The organism is Achromobacter sp. FW305-C-30-7, assembly GCF_058783105.1.
Window position 1 is genome coordinate 464,398 of sequence record NZ_JBYSYI010000003.1, and the last position, 20,848, is coordinate 485,245.

Genomic DNA, 20,848 nt, shown 5'->3' on the forward strand with positions numbered 1-20,848 from the left:
GGTTGACAGTGATACGTACCCTAATTGAAGATGGCGCGCCCGTCGTCGACGCAACAACGCCGACATATTTTCTTGTCAATATGATCAAACTTGTCACTGATAGTATCTGAACGCACCGGCGATGGACCCCACTCACGCTTTGCCCCGGCCGGTAGCGGCCCGCGCGCCCTCATCTTCCCAGGACAGCCCGTCAGCGCACATGAGCCTGGCCGGCATCCTGCGCGAACGGCTGTTGCGCCCGCGCTTCCAGCCCGTGGTCGACCTTTCGCACAGCCGCATCTACGGCCATGAAAGCCTGATCCGCGGCCCGGCCGACACCGCCCTGCACTTTCCCGACGCGCTGTTTGCCGAGGCCCGCCGCCAGGGCCTGCATCCGCAGCTGGAACTGGCCAGCTTCCGCGCTGGCGCCCAGGGCTTTCATCAGCACGACGCCGCCGGCATGCTGTTCCTGAACCTTTCCGGCTCGGCGCTGCTGCACTACTGGACCTTGTGGGGCGAAGAAATGCCCCAACGCCTGCTCAAGAACTGCTCGCTCGCTCCGTCCAGCATCATCGTCGAACTCACCGAACAGGATCCGCTGTCCGAACACATGGCGGAGCTGTCCAGCGCCTTCGCCTGCTTGCGCGAACACGGCATGCGCGTTGCGCTGGACGACTACGGCGTGGGCAACTCCAATCTGCAGCTCTGGGCCGAGATGCAGCCGGACCTGGTCAAGATAGACCGCTATTTCTTCGACGGCATCGGCCAGGACGAACGCAAGCAGAACATGGTGCGCGCCATCCTGAAGGTGGCGCAGCACCTGGGCACCACCATCGTCGCCGAAGGCATCGAAACCGCCGAGGACCTGGCCGTGGTGCGCGAGCTGGACATCCGCTACGCGCAAGGCTGGCTGCTGGGCCGGCCGGAGGAAATGCTGTTGACCGAGCTGGCGCCGCCGCTGCGCGATTCGCTGCGGCAGCGGACGCCAGCGGCCCCGTTGCAGCGTGGCATGGGCGGCACCGCCGCCAGCCTGCGCGTCGAAGCGCCGGCAGTGCAATTGAGCGGACACACCAACGACGACGTGCACCGGCTGTTCATCGAGCACAAGGAGATGCATGCAGTGGCCGTGGTCGACGACGACAACCGCCCGGTCGGCATCATCAACCGGCGCGACTTCTCGGAACATTACGCCCAGCGCTATACGCGCGAACTGTTCGGACGCGACGCCTGCTCCACCTTCATGAATGCCGAGCCCGTGCTGGTGGACCTGCACGTCTCCATCGACCAGTTGAGCCACGTGCTGATCTCGGAGGACCAGCGCTACCTGATGGACGGCCTGATCATCACGCGCGAAGGCCGCTACGACGGGCTGGCCACCGGCGAAACGCTGGTGCGCTCGGTCACCGAAATGCGCATCGAGGCGGCGCGCTACGCCAATCCGCTGACCTCCCTGCCCGGCAACATTCCCATCAGCCGGCACATCGCCACGCTGCTGGAAGACGCGGACGACTTCACCGTCTGCTATGGCGACCTGAATAACTTCAAGCCCTTCAACGACGTCTACGGCTACTGGCGCGGCGACGACATGATCATGCTGACCGCCGAAGTCATCAAGCGCCATTGCGACCCGCAGCGCGACTTCGTTGGCCATGTGGGCGGCGACGACTTCGTGGTGCTGCTGCGCAGCCCCGACTGGATTGAGCGCACCCGCCGCATCATCGCGGAATTCAACGAGCGCGCGATGGACCTGTACGACGACGAGGGCCGCCGCAACGGCGGGATCGAAGCCGAGGACCGCTACGGCGTGCCCCGCTTCTTTCCCTTCGTGACGCTGGGCGTCGGCGCCCTCACCGTCACGCCCTCGCTATGCGAGCGCATCCGCCCTGAGGACATCGCGTCGGCCGCCGCTCATGTCAAGCACAAGGTCAAGCACGGGAACCTGTCGCTGGTGGCCGAGCGCTACACCGGCGGCATCCTGCCGCAGCTCGACAGCTAAGCCCTGCCCAGCCGCGCCACCGGCCGGCTGGGCGATCTGGAACACCGCCACCGCCCGGCGCAAGCCCTGCGCCTGCGCTTCCAGGGCAGCCGCCGCAGCCGCCGTCTGCTCCACCATGGCGGCATTCTCCTGCGTCGAGCGCTCGATGTCCGCCACCGCGTGGTTCACCGAGGCGATGCCGGCGGCCTGCTCGGCCGTGGCGCTGGAAATCTCGGCCACGATCTGCGTCACCCGGTCCACCGACTGCACCATGTCGCGCATGGTGTCGCCTGCCAGGCTGACCTGACGCACCCCCGCCTGCACGCGCGCCGCGGAGTCCTCGATCAGACCCTTGATCTCCTTGGCCGCCTGCGCGCTGCGCTGGGCCAGCGAGCGCACCTCGCCCGCCACCACCGCAAAGCCCTTGCCCTGCTCGCCCGCGCGCGCTGCTTCCACGGCGGCGTTCAGCGCCAGAATATTGGTTTGAAAGGCGATGCTGTCGACCACGCCGACGATCTCGCCGATGCGGCGCGCGCTCTCCGCAATGCCCTGCATGCTCTGCACCACTTCCTCGACCGCCGCGCCGCCGCGCTGCGCCAGCTGGGTCGCGCCCAGCGCCTGGCGGCTGGCCAGGTCGGCGTTGCCAGCGGTCAGCTGCACCGTGTGCGCCAGCTGCATCATGTTGGCCGACGCTTCCTGCAGCGAGCCCGCCTGGCGCGCGGTGCGGTCCGACATGTCCGCCCCGCCCGCGGCGATCTCGCCCGAGCCGGTATGGATCTCCTCGACGCCGTGGCGCACCGAGGCCACGGCCGCCGACAGCCCTTTCTGCATGCGCCGCATGGCGCTATACAGGACGCCAATCTCGTTGTCGCCGCGCATGGCGATCGCGCCCGTCAGGTCGCCGTCGGCGATGCGGTCGAAATGCGCGCCGGCCTCGTTCAGCGGCCGCAGGATGCCGCGGCGGAACGCCAGCCGGATCAGCACGGCCAGCAGCAACACCAGGGCCAGCACGCCGGCCGCCACCGCGATCACCCGCTGCAGCGTGAGGCTGGCGCTGGCCACCGCCGCCTGGCCCTGGTCGCGGGCATAGGTCTGGTAGGCGTCGGCCTGCTTGACGTAGGCAGCGGCGCTGCCAGGCAGGACCTTGTCCACCAGGCGGTTCACCTCGATGCCGTTCCAGCCCTTGATGGCCGCATGCATGGGCGCCAGCGTCTTGTCCGCGAAGGCGGCATAGGCGGCCAGCACCGCGTCGAACAACGGCGCGCCTTCGGCGCTGGCGTCGGGGTTGGCGCGCAGGCGCGCCAGGCTGGCCGCCGCCTGCTTGAATAGCGTCTCAGCGTGCGCCAGGGACTCGTTGCGCGCCTCTTCCAGGCCGCCTTCCATTGCCGTCTTGGCATCCGTCAGCGCGGCGCGCGCCTGGAACAGCCGGCTGCTCATGTCGGCCAGGTCGCCGGCCCGTTCGATGCTGCCCCGGCCCAACGCTTCAATGTCCGCGCGGTTGTCCCGCAGCACCGAGATTCCGGCCGCCGCCGCCAGCGCGAACAGCACCACGAACAACGCAAGAATGGCCGACACCGCCGTCGTGACCCTGATGTTTTTCCGCATATCAGTCCATACAAAACCTGCCGCCAGCGGCGGCGTTCACAGGGATTATGGACATCCAGTTTGGCAATTTCTTGACACAACCCCGGCGCCGGGATGACAAACTCCCGTCACGAAACCGAACCCCGTATTAAGCAATTGTGAATTGGCAGGGCCCGCGGCTTGCGGCACATTCAATGCTGCACCGATCCATCACCCATATAGAAAACAGCAACATGCCCAACGCCTCCCACGCCTATCAGGACATCCGCGAAGCCGTGCGCGACCTCTGCGCCCAGTTCCCCTCCGAATATTTCCGCAAGGTCGACGAAGAACGCGGCTACCCCGAAGCCTTCGTCCGCGCGCTGACCGAGGCCGGCTGGCTGGCTGCGCTGATCCCGCAGGAATACGGCGGCTCCGGCCTGGGCCTGACCGAAGCCTCGGTCATCATGGAAGAAATCAACCGCAGCGGCGGCAACTCCGGCGCCTGCCATGGCCAGATGTACAACATGGGCACGCTGCTGCGCCACGGCTCCGAAGCCCAGAAGCGCGAATACCTGCCGCGCATCGCCGCCGGCGAGCTGCGCCTGCAATCGATGGGCGTGACCGAACCCACCACCGGCACCGACACCACCAAGATCAAGACCACCGCCGTCAAGCGCGGCGACCGCTACGTCATCAACGGCCAGAAGGTCTGGATCTCGCGCGTGCAGCACTCGGACCTGATGATCCTGCTGGCGCGCACCACGCCGCTGGACCAGGTCACGCGCAAGTCGGAAGGCATGTCGATCTTCCTGGTGGACCTGCATCACGCCGTGAAGCACGGCATGGCTATCCGCCCGATCCCCAACATGGTCAACCACGAGACCAACGAGCTGTTCTTCGACAACCTGGAAATCCCCGAAGAAAATCTGATCGGCGAGGAAGGCAAGGGTTTCAAGTACATCCTCGACGGGCTGAACGCCGAACGCACCCTGATCGCCGCCGAGTGCATCGGCGACGGCTACTGGTTCGTGGACAAGGTCACCGCCTACGCCAAGGAGCGCATGGTGTTCGGCCGCCCCATCGGCCAGAACCAGGGCGTGCAGTTCCCCATCGCCCGCGCCCACATCAACGTCGAAGCCGCCAGCCTGATGCGCTACGAAGCCTGCCGCCTGTTCGACGCCCATGAGCCCTGCGGCGCCCAGGCCAACATGGCCAAGCTGCTGGCCGCCGACGCGTCCTGGGAGGCCGCCAACGCCTGCCTGCAATTCCACGGCGGCTTCGGCTTCGCCACGGAATATGATGTGGAGCGCAAGTTCCGCGAAACCCGCCTGTATCAGGTTGCGCCGATCTCGACCAACCTGATCCTGTCCTACGTGGCCGAACACATCCTGGGCCTGCCCCGTTCCTTCTGACCGGATCCCGACATCAATGACCGTTGTCAAAGACACCCCGCACCTGAGCGCCGAGCTCGCGGCCTTTGCCGCCAACTTGCGCTATGAAGACATCCCGGCCCCGGTGCTGCGCCGCGCCGAGGACCTGCTGCTGGACTGCCTGGCCTCTATCCTGGCGGGCGCTTCCGCCCGCGCGGTGCAGGCCATCGACCGCTATGCCGCCGCCATGGGTCCGGCCGACGGCCCCAGCGAAGTCCTGATCACCCGCCGCCGCACCACGCCGCTGTTTGCCGCCATGGTCAACGCGGCGGCCGCCCACGTGGTCGAACAGGACGACGTGCACAATGGTTCCGTGTTCCACCCCGCCGCCGTAGTGTTCCCGCCGGCGCTGGCCGTGGCCCAGGCCTTGGGCCGTTCGGGCCGCGACCTGCTGGTCGCCTCTGTTGCGGGCTACGAAGTGGGAATCCGCGTCGGCGAATTCCTGGGCCGTTCGCACTACAAGATCTTCCACACCACCGGCACCGCCGGCACGCTGGCCGCCGCCGTCACCACCGGCCGGCTGCTCAACCTGTCCCCCAAGGAAATGCTGCACGCGCTGGGATCGGCCGGCACGCAAGCGGCGGGCCTTTGGGAATTCCTGCGCGACGCCGCCGACTCCAAGCAACTGCATACCGCCAAGGCTGCGGCCGACGGCATCACCGCAGCTTACCTGGCGCGCGAAGGCTTCACCGGCGCGCGCCATATCCTGGAGGGCCCGCAAGGCATGGCGGCCGGCATGTCGACCGACGCCGATCCCAGCCGCCTGTGCGACCGGCTGGGCGAGCGCTGGGCGTTGGCCGAGACCTCGTTCAAATTCCACGCGTCCTGCCGCCACACCCATCCGGCCGCCGATGCGCTGCAGCAGGCGTTGCGCGACAACAATCTGACCGAGGCCGATGTCGAACGGGTCGTGGCCCACGTGCATCAGGGCGCCATCGACGTGCTGGGCCCGGTGGTCAATCCGCAGACCGTGCACCAGTCCAAGTTCTCGATGGGTACCGTCTTGGCCCTGATCGCCCGGCAGGGCCGCGCCGGCCTGGCGGAATTCGACGCCGGCCTGGACGATCCCGGCGTGGCCGCGTTCCGCGGCAAGGTCGACATGGAGCTGGACGCCGAAGTCGACGGCGCCTACCCCCAGCGCTGGATCGGCAAGGTCACGGTCTACACCCGCGACGGCCGCAAGCTGCATGGCCGCGTCGACGAGCCCAAGGGCGATCCAGGCAATACCCTGAGCCGCGCGGAAATCGAGGACAAGACGCTAAGCCTGGGCCGCTACGCGGACGCCGCCACCGAGCAAGAGCTGCGCGGGCTGATCGCAGCGATCTGGAACCTGGAAAAGGCGGAGAAGCTGGGAGCGCTGCTGCCGCGGGGTTAATGGCGACAAACTGCTCGACGGGTTGGCCGGAATGAGTCCGTCCAACCCGTCATTTTTTTGTGCCGATCAGGCCAGCGCCGCTCGCTGTTCGCGCACCAGGCCAGCGATGCCGCCTTCGGCCAGCACCAGCATCGCGTCCAGCTCCGCGCGGGTGAAGGTCGCGCCCTCGCCCGTGCCCTGCACTTCCACGAACGCGCCGCCGCCGGTCATGATTACATTCACGTCCGCGTCGCAGGCCGAGTCTTCCTCGTAATCCAGGTCCAGCACCGCGCGGCCCTGCACCAGTCCCACCGACACCGCCGCCACCGCGTCGCGGATCGGGTTCACGGCCAAGTCGCCGCGCTTCATCAGCAAGGCGATCGCTTCGGACGCCGCGACCCAGGCGCCGGTAATGCTGGCGCAGCGCGTGCCGCCGTCGGCCTGCAGCACATCGCAATCCAGATGCAGGGTGCGCTCGCCCAGCGCCTTCATGTCGAATACCGCGCGCAGGCTGCGGCCAATCAGGCGCTGGATTTCCTGCGTGCGGCCGCTCTGCTTGCCGCGCGCGGCCTCGCGATCGCCGCGCGTGTGGGTGGCGCGCGGCAACATGCCGTATTCAGCCGTTACCCAGCCTTCCCCCTTGCCCTTCAGAAAAGGCGGTACTTTCTCCAATACGCTGGCCGTGCACAGCACATGGGTGTTGCCGGCCTTCACCAGTACCGAACCTTCGGCGTAGCGCGTGAATCCGCGCTCCAGGCTGAACGGCCGCAGTTCGTCGACGGCGCGGCCCGAGGGACGGGCGATGGCGGGGGGTGTGGTCACAGGCAGACTCCAGACGTGGCTTAGATCCGCCGCATTGTACGGGGTGGCGCCGCAGGAAAACGCCGCTTGGAGTATCCTGCCGCGATATAACCGGTACAAACACAAGGGTCCGCGCCGAAATACCGGCTGGCGCGGGCTGGGCCGCAACCGGTTCCCAATAAAAAGCATTACCAGGACACGCACATCATGATTCGCAGCATGACCGCTTTCGGCAACGCCCGCGCAGATCTCGAGCAAGGCACGCTTGCGCTCGAATTCCGCAGCGTCAACAGCCGCTTTCTCGACCTCTATTTCCGCCTGCCCGATGAATTGCGCCACGTCGAAACGCCACTGCGCGAACTGCTGACCGCCAACCTGGCGCGCGGCAAGGTCGAGATCCGCGTCTCCTACACGCGCAACGCCAGCACCGACTTGTCCAAGTTGGAACCGGCCTGGCTCGAAAGCCTGGCCGAACAGCTGCAGGCCGCGCGCCGCATCCTCCCCGACATCGCCGCGCCGCGCCTGGTGGAACTGTTCAACTGGCCCGGCCAGCGCGCCAACGATGCGCTCGACCCGCAAGTCTGGGGCGCCGCCTGCCTGCAGGCCGCCCAGCAGGCCCTGACCCAATTGCAGGAAGGCCGCGAGCGCGAAGGCGAACGCCTGGCCGGCATGATGCGCGAATGCGCCGACGGCGTGGCGCGCATCGTCGAACTGGTGCAGGCGCACCTGCCCCAGCTGCTGGCCGACCACCGCGACAAACTGGCTTCCAAGCTGCGCGAAAGCGTGGAATCCGCCTTCCCCGGCGGCTTCACCCACATTTCCGGCGCGGAGCTGTCGGAACGCCTGTCGCAGGAAGCCAATCTGTTCGCGCTGCGCATCGACGTGGCCGAAGAGCTGTCGCGCCTGCGCTCGCACCTGGAAGAGCTGCGCCACCTGCTGGGCGACGGCGGCGGCAAGCAAGCCTCCGGCAAGAAGAACGCCGGCAGCGCCGGCAAGCGCCTGGACTTCCTGTTCCAGGAAATGAACCGCGAAGCCAACACCCTGGGCTCCAAGGCCGGCAGCATGGAAGTCACCCGCGCGGCCATGGACCTGAAGCTGTTGATCGAGCAGATGCGGGAACAGGCGCAGAACATCGAGTAGAAAGACTCGCAGCGGCGCTTCGACCGGGCGCCGGATCCTGACACCAAAAAAGCAGCCCTTGCCTGCTGGATGACCAATCCAGTATGTAAGGGCTGCTTTTCGTCTGGTTTTAAGGACACACGCGCCCCGCATTGGCCCGTAGCTGTTGATATACGCGTTTTCGATCCAGCCCCGATGCTGGGCATCTGATCTTGGCCAAACTAATCCAATGGATTAGAATCAACTTTGCGACAAACCATGCATGGCATTGCAGAACTGCCCTATTACATTCGTCTTGCCGACAGACTATTGCTGCCAGACGAACGCCAAGATCTGATCGACTACCTGGCCGGGCATCCGAAAGCGGGAGACATCATGGAGGGCACCGGCGGAGTCCGTAAATTGCGCTGGCGTCGTGGTGGGCAAGGCAAGAGCGGCGGCGCGCGCATCATCTATTACTACCACGATGATCTTATGCCGCTATATTTGCTGACGCTTTTTGCGAAAAACGACAAAGCCAATCTGACCAAGGCCCAACGCAACGAGCTAGCCAGCATGGTGACCTTGCTGGTGAGTATCTGGAAAGGACAAACAAGATCATGAGCACTGTATTCGACGGCATCAAGCAAGGTTTGCAAGAAGCGATTGCCCACGCGCAGGGAGATACGCGCGGCGTGCGCTTGCATCGCCCCCGCGAAGTTGACGTCAAAGCCGTACGCGCCAAAGTCGGAATGACCCAGGAGCAATTCGCAGCCCGATTCGGTTTTTCGACTGCCACGCTGCGGCACTGGGAACGCGGTGATCGTTCACCGCGCGGCCCTGCCCTGGTACTACTCAATGTCATCGAACGGAACCCGGAGGCCGTCATCGAAGCGCTGGCTTGACCAGTCTTCAGCGCGCCTCACCCGCAGCAGGCTCCCCTCGCAGCGCTGAATCCAGATACGCGCTGCGCGCCCGCGCATCGGGGAACTTCATGTCCCGGTAGTTGACGAAGCGCGAGCCGCGTGCCAGCCGGTAGCCGGCCCAGATCAGCAGGAACAGCGGAATCCCGATATAGGTCGCGACCACCCCGCCCCAATCGATCTTGTCCTGCAGGAACGCCTGATAGTTCTGTCCCAGGGTAATGATCAGGCACAGCACAAAGGCGAAGATCGGCCCGAACGGAAAGAACGGCGACACATAGGGCAGATCGGCCAGGTTATGGCCCTGCTTGACGTAGCCGCGGCGGAACCGGTAGTGGCTGATGGCGATGCCCAGCCAGGCGATGAAGCCCGTCATGCCGGACGTATTGAGTAGCCAGATGTAGACCGCGTTGGGGCTGAAGATGAAGGTAAAGAAGCACAGCGCCGCCACGGCCGTGGTCGCCAGCAGCGCCCACAGGGGCACGCCGTTGCGCGAAATGCGGCCGAAAATGCGCGGCGCCTTGCCGTCGCGCGCCAGGCTGTAGAGCATGCGCGTGGCGGCATACATGCCGGAGTTGCCCGCCGACAAGACCGACGTCAACACCACCGCGTTCATGACCGAAGCCGCCCCCAACAGACCGGCGCGCTCGAAAATCAGGGCGAAGGGACTGACGCTGATGTCCTCGACCTCGTTGCGCAGCAGATGCGGATCGGTATACGGAATCAGCAGGCCGATGACCAGGATGGCCGCCACGTAGAACAGCAGGATGCGCCAGAACACCTGCCGCACCGCGCGCGGCAGGTTGCGCGCCGGATCCTTGGATTCGCCGGCGGCGATGCCGATCAGCTCGGTGCCCTGGAACGAAAAACCCACCACCATGGCCACGCCGATCAGCGCCGCGAAGCCGCCCGAGAACGGCGCGTCCCCCACCGTCCAGTTGGCCAGGCCGCCGCTTTCGCCGCCTCGGATGATGCCCAGCAGCATCATCACGCCCATGGCCACGAACGCCAGCACGGCGACCACCTTGATCAGCGCAAACCAGAACTCCGCCTCGCCGAAGCCGCGCGCCGACATGGCGTTCAGGCCGAAGGTGATAGCCAGGAACAAGGCGCTCCAGTAAAAACCTGGCACGTCCGGAAACCAGTAGGCCATGACGAGTTGCGCCGCCACCAGGTCAACCGCGACCGTGACCGCCCAGTTGTACCAATAGTTCCACCCCAGCGCGAAGCCGAAGCCGTCTTCGACATAGCGCGCGCCATAGGTGGAAAAAGATCCGGAAACCGGCATGGCGGCAGCCAGTTCGCCCAGGCTGGTCATCAGGAAATAGACCATGATGCCGATCAGCACGTAGCCCAGCAGCGCGCCGCCGGGGCCGGCCTTGGCGATGGTCGCGCCCGAGGCCACGAACAGCCCGGTGCCGATCGACCCGCCTACCGCGATCATGGTCAGGTGGCGCGCGGACAGCGTACGGCGCAGCTCGGAAGGCCGTTCCGCCTCCGCTGTGCGCGTGCCGCCTGAGCGACGTTCATCGTGTTCCGATGGTGCCAAAATGCATTTCCTTCAGGTCATGAAGGCACCCGCGCCACGCGCCCGGGTGCCTGGGGATTTCCAAGCAACCGGCGAGGATAGCGCAAGAGGCCCCATCCGGTGAAATCGCGGGGCCTCGGGGACGGATCAATCAGGCTATTGAAACGCCGTTTCCATGAAGGTGCGCAGCTTGCGCGAATGCAGGCGTTCCGGCGGCATGTCGCGCAGTCGCTCCAGCGCGCGGATGCCGATTTCCAGGTGCTGGTTCACCTGCCGGCGATAGAAGGCGCTGGCCATGCCGGGCAGCTTCAACTCGCCATGCAAAGGCTTGTCCGACACGCACAGCAAGGTGCCGTAAGGCACCCGGAAGCGGAAGCCGTTGGCCGCGATAGTGGCGGATTCCATATCCAGCGCGATGGCGCGGGACTGGGCAAAACGCTCCACCAGCTCCAGATGGTCGCGCAGCTCCCAGTTGCGATTGTCGATGGTGGCGACCGTGCCCGTGCGCATGATGCGCTTCAAGTCCCAGCCCGACAGCCCCGCCACTTCTTCGACCGCCTGTTCCAGCGCCACCTGCACCTCGGCCAGCGCAGGCACCGGCACCCAGGTGGGCAGGTCGGCGTCCAGCACGTGATCCTCGCGCACATAGCCGTGCGCCAGCACGTAGTCGCCCAGGCGCTGCGAATCGCGCAGGCCGGCGCAATGGCCCAGCATCAGCCAGGCGTGCGGACGCAGCACGGCGATATGGTCGGTAATGGTCTTGGCGTTGGACGGACCCACGCCGATGTTCACCAGCGTGATGCCGGAATGGTCGCCGCGCACCAGGTGATACGCCGGCATCTGCGGCAGGCGGACCGCCTGGTCCTCGTCACCCGGGCCGCTTTCGCCGCGGCGCGTGATGCGGTTGCCCGGTTCCACCAGCATTTCATAGTCTTCGTTGCCGCTGGCCATGAGCGCGCGGGCGCGGGCGCAGAACTCGTCCACGTAGAACTGGTAGTTGGTGAACAGCACGAAATTCTGGAAGTGCGCCGGCGCGGTCGAGGTGTAGTGTTGCAGGCGGTGCAGCGAATAGTCCACGCGCTGGGCCGTGAAAGGCGCCAATGGCTTGGGCTCGCCCTCCTTGCCGCGCCAGGAACCGTTGACGATGGCATCGTCCGTCACCGCCAGGTCCGGCACATCGAACAGGTCGCGCAGGGGCCGCTTGAGCGCCTCCAGGTGCTCGCCTTCGACATAGGCGCCCTCGGGGAAAGCGAAATGCAGCGGGATGGGCGAATCGGACTCGCCGACTTCCACCGCCACGCGGTGATTCTGCAGCAACTGGCCCACCTGCTCTATCAGGTAGTCGCGGAACAGCGCGGGCTGGGTGATGGTGGTCTGGTAAATGCCTGGCTCGGCCACGTGGCCGTAGGACAGCCGCGTGTCGATCGGATCGTAGGTTTCCACCACGATGCGGATGGCTGGGTAGTAGGCGCGGGCGCGCTCACGGCCGTTGGTCGAACCTTTCAGCACTTCGCGGAAAGCGGCGCGCAGGAAAGCGGTGTTGCGCGCATAGATTTCAATCAGGCGTTCCACCGCCGCCACCGCATCCTGGTATGGCTCGAAGGGCAAGGCCTCGGGCCGGCTCATGGAAGACAAAGGGTGCACTGCGTTCATCATCGAGCTTTACTCCGCTTCTCATCTTATCTGTTTCAGCGGCCACCGCCGGCTTGCCGTGCCGCAGGGCCGATGCCGCCGATTATGCCCGAGCCAGCGCAAGATGAAGTGTCATATTCAGGTCTGCCCAAGCGGCGCGGCGCCGTAACGTCTGCCGACAAGAATGCTGCATTGCACTACAAATGTAATGAAACATTATTCCATTACAATCATGTGGCAATCCGGGGTTTTGCGTCCCGGTGTTGCCCCCCTTTCCGCCGGCTTGCCTGTCCAGGCAAAGCCATGCCGCCCACTCCGATTCTTGAAGTGACGTAATGACGCCGCCCACGCGAAAAGCCCGAATTGCCCAACTGCGCATTCCCGTATTCCTGTCAGCGCCCATCATCGCCCTGACCCTCTCCTGGATCCCCGACGCCGCCCAGGCGTCCATCCGCCCCGAGCAGGCCCGCCCCTCGCTCACCGGCCTGCGCCTGGCGCAGGAACCCACCGTCCCCACCCTGCGCGACCGCGTCGTGCAAGCCGGCCTGGAGGCCATCGGCACCCCCTATAGCTGGGGCGGCGACGATGCTGAAGGTTTCGATTGCAGCGGACTGGTCCTGTACGTCTTCCGCGAAATCGCCGGCCTGGAACTGCCCCGCACGGCCCGCGCCCAGCGCACCGCCGGCGAATCCGTCGCTGGCAAGCAGGAGCTGCGCCCTGGCGACCTGGTGTTCTTCGCCACGCGCGGCCGCGGCGTGACCTCGCACGTCGGCATCTATATCGGCCAAAACAAGTTTGTCCACGCCCCGCGCCGCGGCACCAAGGTGCGTGTGGATGAAATGAAGAATCCGTACTGGACCAAGCGCTACGTCGGCGCCCGGCGCTACCTGGATATGCAACCGGGCCAGATGCTGGCCCAGGCCTCCGCGCCCTGACGAAAAAAAAGCGCGCTTGCGGCGCGCCATAGGGGCGGCACCACAGCCTGCCGCGGCCAGTCCTCGATGGACGCGCCGCCGCAGGCTGAACGCGTTTCAGCCCCGGCCCACGAAGGGCATGTTGGTCGCCATGATGGTCATGAATTGCACATTGGCTTCCAGCGGCAGGCGCGCCATGGCGGCAACCGCTTGCGCCACGTGCGCCACGTCCATGCGCGGTTCCACCTTGGTGCTGCCATCGGCCTGCAGGATGCCTGCGGCCATGCGTTCGGTCATATCGGTGGCGGCGTTGCCGATGTCGATCTGGCCGCAAGCGATGTTGTAGGGCCGGCAATCCAGCGAAATCGACTTGGTCAGCCCGGTCACCGCATGCTTGGTGGCGGTGTAGGCGATGGAGAACGGACGCGGCGCGTGCGCCGAGATCGAACCGTTGTTGATGATGCGCCCGCCGCGAGGATTCTGTGCCTTCATCACGCGGATGGCGGCCTGCGCGCACAGGAACATGCCAGTCAGGTTGGTGTCGACCACCTCGCGCCAGACAGCGACGGGCAGCTCCTCGATCGGCATCGCCGGCGCGCCGCGCCCGGCATTGTTGAACAGCACGTCCAGCCGGCCGTATTCGCGTTGCGCCGCGTCGAAGAGCTCGCGCACGGCCTGCTCGTCCGACACATCCGTGGGCACCACCAGCGCCCGCACGCCATCCTCGCCCGCCGCGGTGCGAGTCGCTTCCAACGGTTCGCGGCGGCGGCCGGCCAGCACGACCCGATAACCTTGCGCCAGGAATTCCAGCGCCACCGCGCGGCCTATACCGGTACCGGCGCCGGTGACCAGCGCTACGCGCGGGTGTTCGATCTCGTTCGCTTGCATCGGATTCTCCTTGTTATCGATCGGCGGAATGCTACCCGAATCGTTCTGGCGATGCTGCAAGCGAAGGTTCCAGCCGTGACACTTACGCAGCCGTCACACGCAAGCAAAAATTACGCGGCACGGCAGCTTGCCGGAAAGCGGGAGACGAGGCGATTTTCCGCAAGCGCCCGCACCTCGCGGTTGCCTGCGCACGCGGCTTTTCTTCAGGCATATCCCACCGCGGAAACGCGCGCAGCGCATGCCACCGAACCGATAATCCCGTGTTGATCCGTCACAAGTTTTTATATAATTCCTAGAAATTAGCTTATTACCAAAAATCCAAAGATACCTATGGAGCAGCATCCATGACCCCAAGGTCCCTGACTGGCGCACTCGTCCTCGGCGCGCTCTACACCGCCTCGGCCGCAGCCCAGGGCGCGCCTGACGGCAAGCAGATCAGCACCCAGGGCGCGAATGGCGCGCCCGCCTGTATTACCTGCCATGGCGCCCGTGGCGAAGGCAATCCGGCCGCCGGTTTTCCGCAGCTGGCCGGCATGGGTAGCGCCTACCTGGAAGAACAGCTCGAAGCCATGGCCAACGGTTCGCGTATCAGCCCCGTCATGGCCGCCACCGCCAAGGCGCTGGACCCGGCGCAGCGCAAGGCCTTGTCGCAGTACTACGCTTCGCTGCCGTCCACGTTGGATACCGACAAGCTCGCCGCCACCGCCATGCATCCGGTCAAGCCGGCCGACACCGGCGCCTGGCTGGCCACCCGCGGCGCCTGGGATAAGAACGTGCCGGCCTGTAATCAGTGCCACGGGCCGGGCGGCATCGGCGTCGGCGCGAATTTCCCCGCGCTTGCGGGCCAGCCCGCCGCCTACATTGCGGGCCAACTGCGCGCCTGGCAACAAGGCCAGCGCCCGCCGGGTCCGCTGGGCCTGATGCCTGCCGTGGCCACCCGCCTCTCCAGTGCCGAGATCGACGCCGTGTCCGCTTACTACGCAGGCCTGCCCAAGGCCGCCGACCAGCTTGCCGCGCAAGCCAACACCGCTGCGGGAGCCCAGCAATGACCGCCACCAGCCTGCGCCTGCTGTCCGCCGCCTGTCTGTTCGCATCCGCCGCCACTTTTGCGGCCGAACCCCGCCCATCCTTCACGCCGCCGTCCGCCGCGTCCATCCCCGACAACGATTTCGGCAAAGCCGTACGCGAAGGCGAGCAGATCTTCCTGCATACGCCGCAGAAGGCCGGCAAGTTCGTCGGCAACGACCTGAACTGCGCCAGTTGTCACCTGGATGCCGGCCGCCGCGCCGATTCCGCCCCGATGTGGGCGGCCTATGTGCTGTACCCGGCGTATCGCGCCAAGAATGGCCACGTCAACACCTTGGCCGAACGCCTGCAAGGATGTTTCCGCTTCAGCATGAACGGCAAGGCGCCAGCCGCCGACGATCCCACGCTGACCGCGCTGCAGACCTATATGTTCTGGCTGGCCAGCAAGGCGCCCACCGGCGTGGTGCTGGAAGGCCAGGGCTACCGCAAGTTGCCGCCGCCCGCCCAGAAAGCGGACTACGTGCGCGGCAGCGAGGTCTACGCGCAGTATTGCGCCGTCTGCCACGGCGCCGAGGGCGGGGGTCAGAAGAACGGCAAGCATTGGGTATTCCCCGCCCTGTGGGGCGCGGACTCGTTCAACTGGGGCGCGGGCATGCACCAGATCGGCAATGCCGCCGGCTTCATCAAGGCCAATATGCCGCTCGGGCAGGCCGGCATGCTGAGCGACCAGGAAGCCTGGGACGTCGCCTACTTCATGAACGCGCATGAACGCCCGCAGGATCCGCGCTACACCGGCTCGGTCGCCGCGACCCGGGCCAAGTACCACGACTCCGACGACTCGCTGTACGGCATCGAGGTCAACGGCCACCTGCTGGGCAGCGACTCTCCGGCGCCCGGCGGCAAGCTGACCCAGGCCGCGGCCAAGGCTGGCGGCTGAGTCCGGTGGGCGCGAATCTCGCGGCCGGCTTGCGGGTTACCGCCTGCCCGGCTGCGTGATTTGTTATTCTTCGTGTCTCAGCATCACACGCCCGCCACATTCATGTCCGCCAATCCCGGAAACGTCTTCATGGTCGTCGCGCCCAGCGGCGCCGGCAAGTCCAGCCTGGTCAAGGCCTTGCTCCAGCAAGACCCCTCCATCCTGCTCTCCATTTCCTGCACCACCCGCGCGCCCCGCCCCGGCGAGGAAGACGGCCGCGAATACCGCTTCGTGTCGGCGGACGAGTTCAAGCTCCTGCGCGAAGGCAACAATCTGCTGGAATGGGCCGAAGTGCACGGCAATTTCTACGGCACGCCGCGAGACCGCATCGACGAAGCCACCCGCGCCGGCCGCGACGTGCTGCTGGAAATCGACTGGCAAGGCGCGCGCCAGGTGAAGCAGCGCTTTCCCGGCGCGATCGGCGTGTTCGTGCTGCCGCCGTCCATCGATGAACTCGAAAGCCGGCTCAAGGCGCGCGGCCAGGATGCGCCCCAGGTGATCGCGCGCCGCCTGATGGCCGCGGGCGGCGAAATCGCCCACGCGCCTGAATGCGAATATGTTATTATTAATCAAGAATTTAGCGTGGCCTTGTCGGAACTGACTCAAATAGTTAGCGCCGCGCGGCTGCGCTTTTCGTCTCAGGCCGCCCGCCACAGCCAGTTGTTCTCGCAACTTGGCATCCCGGCCGAGCACTGAGCCGAACGCATTCTCCCTATCCTCCATCAGCACCAGGTGTCCTAATGGCTCGCATTACCGTCGAAGACTGTCTGAATCAAATCCCCAATCGTTTCAAGCTCACGCTGGCCGCGACCTACCGCGCCCGCGAGTTGGCGCAAGGCCATGCCCCGCGCCTGGACAGCAAAGACAAGCCCACGGTCACTGCCCTGCGCGAAATCGCGGGCGGCCTCACCGGCGTGGAAATGCTGCGTAAAGTACCCACCTGATCGTTTCCGGGGGCGGCAAGCATGGCTTTTCCCGGGCTGAAGTACGCTTCATCAGGTCTGCTTGCCGCACTGCGTGCCGGCTCCCGTCTCGGGCGCCGCACGGGCAAGAAAGACAAGACTCCCCCCACGCCACCGTCCGTCGCCGCGCAAGAAGCGGCGGACGCGACCGCCTCGCCGGTCGCCTCGCTGGCGCCGCTGACCGAAATCATCGGCAGCTATCTCGACAAGAAAGACGTAGAGCGCGTGCGCGAAGCCTATCGCTTCGCGGACCAGGCGCACCTGGGCCAGTTCCGCGCCAGCGGCTCGCCCTACATCTCTCATCCCATCGCCGTCACGGAAATCTGCGCAGGCTGGAAGCTCGACGTCAACGCGTTGTCCGCCGCCCTGCTGCACGACGTGATGGAAGACCAGGGCATCGCCAAGCACGAGCTTGCCGAGAAATTCGGCCCTGAAGTCGCCGAACTGGTCGACGGCCTGTCCAAGCTCGACCGCCTGGACTTCGCCACCAAGGCCGAACAACAGGCCGAGAGCTTCCGCAAGATGCTGCTGGCGATGGCCCGCGACGTGCGCGTCATCCTCATCAAGCTGGCCGACCGCCTGCACAATATGCGCACGCTGGACGCGGTCAATCCGGAAAAGCGCCGCCGCATCGCGCGCGAAACCCTGGACATCTACGCGCCCATCGCGCACCGCCTGGGCCTGAACCTGCTGTTCCGCGAACTGCAGGATTTGTGCTTCGCGGCCATGTACCCGAACCGCTACCAGGTGCTGTACAAGGCCGTGCTGGCCGCGCGCGGCAACCGCCGCGAAGTCATCACCAAGATCGCCGATTCGGTGCGGGCCTCGCTGCCCGCCGCCGGCATCGAGGCCGAAGTCACCGGCCGCGAAAAAACGCTGTACGGCATCTACCGCAAGATGGTCGACCAGAAGAAGTCGTTTTCCGACGTCCTGGACATCTACGGCTTTCGCGTCATCGTGCACACCCTGCCCGAGTGCTACCTAGCCCTGGGCACGCTGCATCAGCTCTACCGGCCCGTGCCCGGCAAGTTCAAGGACTACATCGCCATTCCCAAGGTGAACGGCTACCAGTCCTTGCATACGACGCTGGTCGGCCCCTACGGCACGCCCGTGGAGTTCCAGTTCCGCACGCGCGACATGCATCACGTGGCGGAAGAAGGCGTGGCCTCGCACTGGCTCTACAAGGGCGCGGACCTGACCCTGAACGACTTGCAAAAGCGCACGCATCAGTGGCTGCAGTCGCTGCTGGACATCCAGAGCCAGACCGGGGACTCCGGGGAATTCCTGGAGCACGTCAAGGTCGACCTGTTCCCCGACGCCGTCTACGTGTTCACCCCGCGCGGCAAGATCATCTCGCTGCCCCGCGGCGCCACGCCAGTGGACTTCGCCTACGCGATCCACACCGACATCGGCAACCAGGCGGTGGCCGCCAAGGTCAATGGCGAATTCGTGCCCCTGCGCACCGAGATGAACAGCGGCGACACCGTGGAAATCGTCACCTCGCCGGCCTCGCGTCCAAACGCACAATGGCTCAACTACGTCCGTACCGGACGGGCGCGCTCCGAAATCCGCCACTACCTGCGCACGGTCAAGTACGAAGAGTCCGTGGCCTTTGGCGAACGCCTGCTGGGCCAGGCGCTGCAAGAACTGCACATGCCTCTGCCCGCCACCGACGACCCGGCCTGGCAGAAGCTGGCGCGCAGCACCGGCGCCAGCTCGCGCGAGGAAATCCTGGCCGACATCGGCTTGGGCAAGCGCCTGGCTGCCGTGGTGGCGCGCCGTTTCGCGCCCGAGCATCAACTGGTGGCGACCACGGCCGCGGCGGTGGACGAGCTTACCTCGGCGCGCAGCGCCCCCATCCTGATCCAGGGCAATGAAGGCCAGGCCGTGCAATTGGCGCCTTGCTGCGGCCCCCTGCCCGGCGACCCCATCATCGCCGGCATGCGCATGGGACATGGACTGGTGGTGCATACCGCCGACTGCCCGGTGGCGATGCGCCAGCGCCTGCGCGAGCCGGAACGCTGGATCAATGTCGCCTGGGACGCCCACACCGCCAAGCACCTGGCCACGCGGCTGGACATCGTCACGCGCAACGAGCGCGGCGTGCTGGGACGGCTGGCCGCGGAAGTCACGGCGGCCGACGCCAACATCGTGCACGTCACCATGCACGACGACGCAGTCGCCACGGTGTCGCTGCATCTGACCATCCAGGTCGACAGCCGCAAGCACCTGGCGCAGGTCATCCGCGCCATCCGCCATGTGCCGCAGGTGCAGAAGATCGTGCGCGTGAAAGGCTGAGGTGCAAAGCGGATGTGCAGGGCTGAACCCCGCCCTGCACGCCGCAATCAGGTCACGTGCTGCAGGAAATCCTTGAGCCGCTGGCTGGGCGGATTGCTCAGCAATTCGCCCGGGGGCCCATCATGGGCGATCTTGCCGGCATCAATGAAGATCAAACGGCTGCCCACCTTGCGCGCGAACTCCATCTCATGCGTGACCACCACCATGGTCATGCCCTCCTCGGCCAGGTCGCGCATGACTTTGAGGACTTCGTGGCGCAGCTCCGGATCCAGCGCCGACGTGGGCTCGTCGAACAGCATCAGCTTGGGCTTGATGGCCAGCGCCCGCGCAATCGCCACGCGCTGCTGCTGGCCGCCGGACAGCTCCGACGGATAGTGGTTCATGCGCTCGGCCAGGCCAACCTTGGCCAGCAGGCTCTCGGCCAGTTCGCGCGCCTCGGCGCGGCTCTGGCCGCGCGTATGCACCGGGCCGAACATGACGTTTTCCAGCGCGGTCATCTGCGGGAACAGGTTGAACTGCTGGAACACCATGCCCGCTTCACGGCGGATCTCGCGCACTTGCGCCGCCCCGCCGTTCACGCTCAGGCCATCGACCAGCAGGTCGCCGCCATTGATGGTTTCAAGCACGTTGATGCAACGCAGGAAGGTGGACTTGCCGGAGCCCGACGGCCCAACCACCACCACGACCTCGCCCGCGTCGATGTTCAGCGAAATGCCGTTGAGCACCATGGACTCGCCGAAGTTCTTGGTGACGTTGTGAAATTCGACCATGCTCATAGTATGCGCATCCTTCTTTCAACCAGATGCAGGGCCAGCGCCATGAGGCCGGTCAGGATCAGGTAAACGATCGCCACCGCCGACCAGATCTCGACGGCGCGGAAATTGCTAGCCATGATTTCCTGGCCCTGGCGGGTCAGCTCGGCCACGCCGATCACGATGAAGAGCGACGAATCCTTGAGGCTGATGATGCACTGGTTGCCCAGCGGGGGAATCATGCGGCGAAACGCCACCGGCCCGATGATGTGCAACAGGATCTTGTGGAACGGCAGCCCCATGGCTTGACCCGCTTCCTTCAGGCCCTTGTGCACGGATAGCAGCGCGCCGCGCACGATTTCAGAGATATAGGCCCCGGAATTGATGATGAGCGTGACAATCGCCGCCCATTCCGCGTCCACCCGGATGTTCGCCAGCAAGGGCAAGGCGAAATAGATGAACATCACCTGCACCACGATGGGCGTGCCGCGGATGACCGCGACGTAGACCTGCGCGATGGCCGACAGCACGGGATGCCCATAGGCCCGCGTCACGCCTGACAGCGCGCCCAGCAAGAAGCCGCCAAACAAGCCCCAGAACGTGATCTTGATGGTCATGAGCGTACCCTCGAGCAGATTGGGTAGCGCGTCCCTGATTACAGTCCAGTCAAACTCCACGATATTCCCCCTATGGCGCGGCGCCGCGGCATGGCACGGCGAGAGCGGCGCGGGACCGCCCGTCGGACT

General features: G+C 65.8%; 18 protein-coding genes and 1 pseudogene. 12 read left to right on the top strand and 7 right to left on the bottom strand.

What is annotated here, in order from left to right; translation table 11 throughout:
- The first annotated feature begins 199 nt into the window (after positions 1–199).
- Complete coding sequence (locus AC3WOB_RS12795) at positions 200–1,975, top strand: EAL domain-containing protein (protein ID WP_492275236.1); 1,776 nt, start codon at positions 200–202, stop codon at positions 1,973–1,975.
- Between the two features lie 150 nt (positions 1,976–2,125).
- On the opposite strand, the pseudogene AC3WOB_RS12800 reads toward AC3WOB_RS12795, so the two are convergent.
- A pseudogene (locus AC3WOB_RS12800) lies at positions 2,126–3,559 on the bottom strand (methyl-accepting chemotaxis protein); the annotation flags it as partial.
- A 212-nt stretch (positions 3,560–3,771) separates the two neighbouring features.
- Here AC3WOB_RS12800 and AC3WOB_RS12805 point away from each other — a divergent pair.
- Both AC3WOB_RS12805 and AC3WOB_RS12810 read left to right on the top strand, forming a co-directional pair.
- Positions 3,772–4,932 carry an acyl-CoA dehydrogenase family protein gene (locus AC3WOB_RS12805; RefSeq protein ID WP_013393987.1) on the top strand — a complete coding sequence of 387 codons (1,161 nt, stop codon included), beginning with the start codon at positions 3,772–3,774 and terminating at the stop codon, positions 4,930–4,932.
- A 16-nt stretch (positions 4,933–4,948) separates the two neighbouring features.
- A complete protein-coding gene (locus tag AC3WOB_RS12810) occupies positions 4,949–6,325 on the top strand; it encodes an MmgE/PrpD family protein (protein ID WP_492275237.1) in 1,377 nt (458 codons plus the stop codon).
- A gap of 66 nt (positions 6,326–6,391) precedes the next feature.
- Here AC3WOB_RS12810 and rph read toward each other — a convergent pair whose 3' ends face one another.
- Positions 6,392–7,126 (bottom strand): ribonuclease PH, encoded by a 735-nt coding sequence (gene rph, locus AC3WOB_RS12815; protein WP_492275238.1) that lies wholly within the window; start codon positions 7,124–7,126, stop codon positions 6,392–6,394.
- Positions 7,127–7,312: 186 nt separating this feature from the next.
- Here rph and AC3WOB_RS12820 point away from each other — a divergent pair, with 186 nt between their 5' ends.
- The 3 genes from AC3WOB_RS12820 to AC3WOB_RS12830 all read left to right on the top strand — a co-directional run bounded on the left by AC3WOB_RS12820 (position 7,313) and on the right by AC3WOB_RS12830 (position 9,108).
- Positions 7,313–8,245 carry a YicC/YloC family endoribonuclease gene (locus tag AC3WOB_RS12820; RefSeq protein ID WP_013393990.1) on the top strand — a complete coding sequence of 311 codons (933 nt, stop codon included), beginning with the start codon at positions 7,313–7,315 and terminating at the stop codon, positions 8,243–8,245.
- A gap of 237 nt (positions 8,246–8,482) precedes the next feature.
- Positions 8,483–8,827, top strand: a complete 345-nt coding sequence (locus AC3WOB_RS12825; protein WP_492275239.1) for a type II toxin-antitoxin system RelE/ParE family toxin — start codon at positions 8,483–8,485, stop codon at positions 8,825–8,827.
- Positions 8,824–9,108: a helix-turn-helix domain-containing protein gene (locus tag AC3WOB_RS12830; protein WP_492275240.1), complete on the top strand. Its 285-nt coding sequence runs from the start codon at positions 8,824–8,826 to the stop codon at positions 9,106–9,108. Before AC3WOB_RS12825 ends, AC3WOB_RS12830 begins: the two co-directional genes overlap by 4 nt.
- 7 nt (positions 9,109–9,115) lie before the next feature.
- Here AC3WOB_RS12830 and AC3WOB_RS12835 read toward each other — a convergent pair whose 3' ends face one another.
- Both AC3WOB_RS12835 and AC3WOB_RS12840 read right to left on the bottom strand, forming a co-directional pair.
- Positions 9,116–10,675, bottom strand: coding sequence for an amino acid permease (locus AC3WOB_RS12835; protein WP_492275241.1), 1,560 nt, complete (start codon positions 10,673–10,675; stop codon positions 9,116–9,118).
- Positions 10,676–10,810: 135 nt separating this feature from the next.
- Entirely contained in the window at positions 10,811–12,310 is a 1,500-nt protein-coding gene (locus tag AC3WOB_RS12840; protein ID WP_013393994.1) for an AMP nucleosidase, read from the bottom strand.
- 311 nt (positions 12,311–12,621) lie between these two features.
- Here AC3WOB_RS12840 and AC3WOB_RS12845 point away from each other — a divergent pair, with 311 nt between their 5' ends.
- Positions 12,622–13,221: a C40 family peptidase gene (locus AC3WOB_RS12845; protein WP_013393995.1), complete on the top strand. Its 600-nt coding sequence runs from the start codon at positions 12,622–12,624 to the stop codon at positions 13,219–13,221.
- 96 nt (positions 13,222–13,317) lie between these two features.
- On the opposite strand, the gene AC3WOB_RS12850 is transcribed toward AC3WOB_RS12845, so the two are convergent.
- Positions 13,318–14,088, bottom strand: a complete 771-nt coding sequence (locus tag AC3WOB_RS12850; RefSeq protein WP_013393996.1) for an SDR family oxidoreductase — start codon at positions 14,086–14,088, stop codon at positions 13,318–13,320.
- A 344-nt stretch (positions 14,089–14,432) separates the two neighbouring features.
- On the opposite strand from AC3WOB_RS12850, the gene AC3WOB_RS12855 reads away from it, so the two are divergent.
- The 5 genes from AC3WOB_RS12855 (at position 14,433) to AC3WOB_RS12875 (ending at position 19,350) form a co-directional block, all read left to right on the top strand.
- The gene (locus AC3WOB_RS12855; protein ID WP_013393997.1) at positions 14,433–15,137 is read left to right on the top strand and encodes a c-type cytochrome; all 705 of its coding nucleotides are present in this window, start codon (positions 14,433–14,435) and stop codon (positions 15,135–15,137) included.
- Positions 15,134–16,051 carry a c-type cytochrome gene (locus AC3WOB_RS12860; RefSeq protein WP_492275242.1) on the top strand — a complete coding sequence of 306 codons (918 nt, stop codon included), beginning with the start codon at positions 15,134–15,136 and terminating at the stop codon, positions 16,049–16,051. Before AC3WOB_RS12855 ends, AC3WOB_RS12860 begins: the two co-directional genes overlap by 4 nt.
- Before the next feature lie 102 nt (positions 16,052–16,153).
- Positions 16,154–16,786, top strand: a complete 633-nt coding sequence (gene gmk / locus AC3WOB_RS12865; RefSeq protein WP_013393999.1) for a guanylate kinase — start codon at positions 16,154–16,156, stop codon at positions 16,784–16,786.
- A gap of 44 nt (positions 16,787–16,830) precedes the next feature.
- Positions 16,831–17,034, top strand: a complete 204-nt coding sequence (gene rpoZ / locus AC3WOB_RS12870; protein WP_006219679.1) for a DNA-directed RNA polymerase subunit omega — start codon at positions 16,831–16,833, stop codon at positions 17,032–17,034.
- A 21-nt stretch (positions 17,035–17,055) separates the two neighbouring features.
- Complete coding sequence (locus AC3WOB_RS12875; RefSeq protein WP_013394000.1) at positions 17,056–19,350, top strand: RelA/SpoT family protein; 2,295 nt, start codon at positions 17,056–17,058, stop codon at positions 19,348–19,350.
- 47 nt (positions 19,351–19,397) lie between these two features.
- Here AC3WOB_RS12875 and glnQ read toward each other — a convergent pair whose 3' ends face one another.
- Both glnQ and glnP read right to left on the bottom strand, forming a co-directional pair.
- Positions 19,398–20,126, bottom strand: a complete 729-nt coding sequence (gene glnQ, locus AC3WOB_RS12880; protein ID WP_013394001.1) for a glutamine ABC transporter ATP-binding protein GlnQ — start codon at positions 20,124–20,126, stop codon at positions 19,398–19,400.
- On the bottom strand, positions 20,123–20,779 hold the full coding sequence (gene glnP / locus AC3WOB_RS12885; protein ID WP_041653760.1) for a glutamine ABC transporter permease GlnP: 657 nt from the start codon (positions 20,777–20,779) through the stop codon (positions 20,123–20,125). Before glnP ends, glnQ begins: the two co-directional genes overlap by 4 nt.
- Positions 20,780–20,848 lie beyond the last annotated feature (69 nt).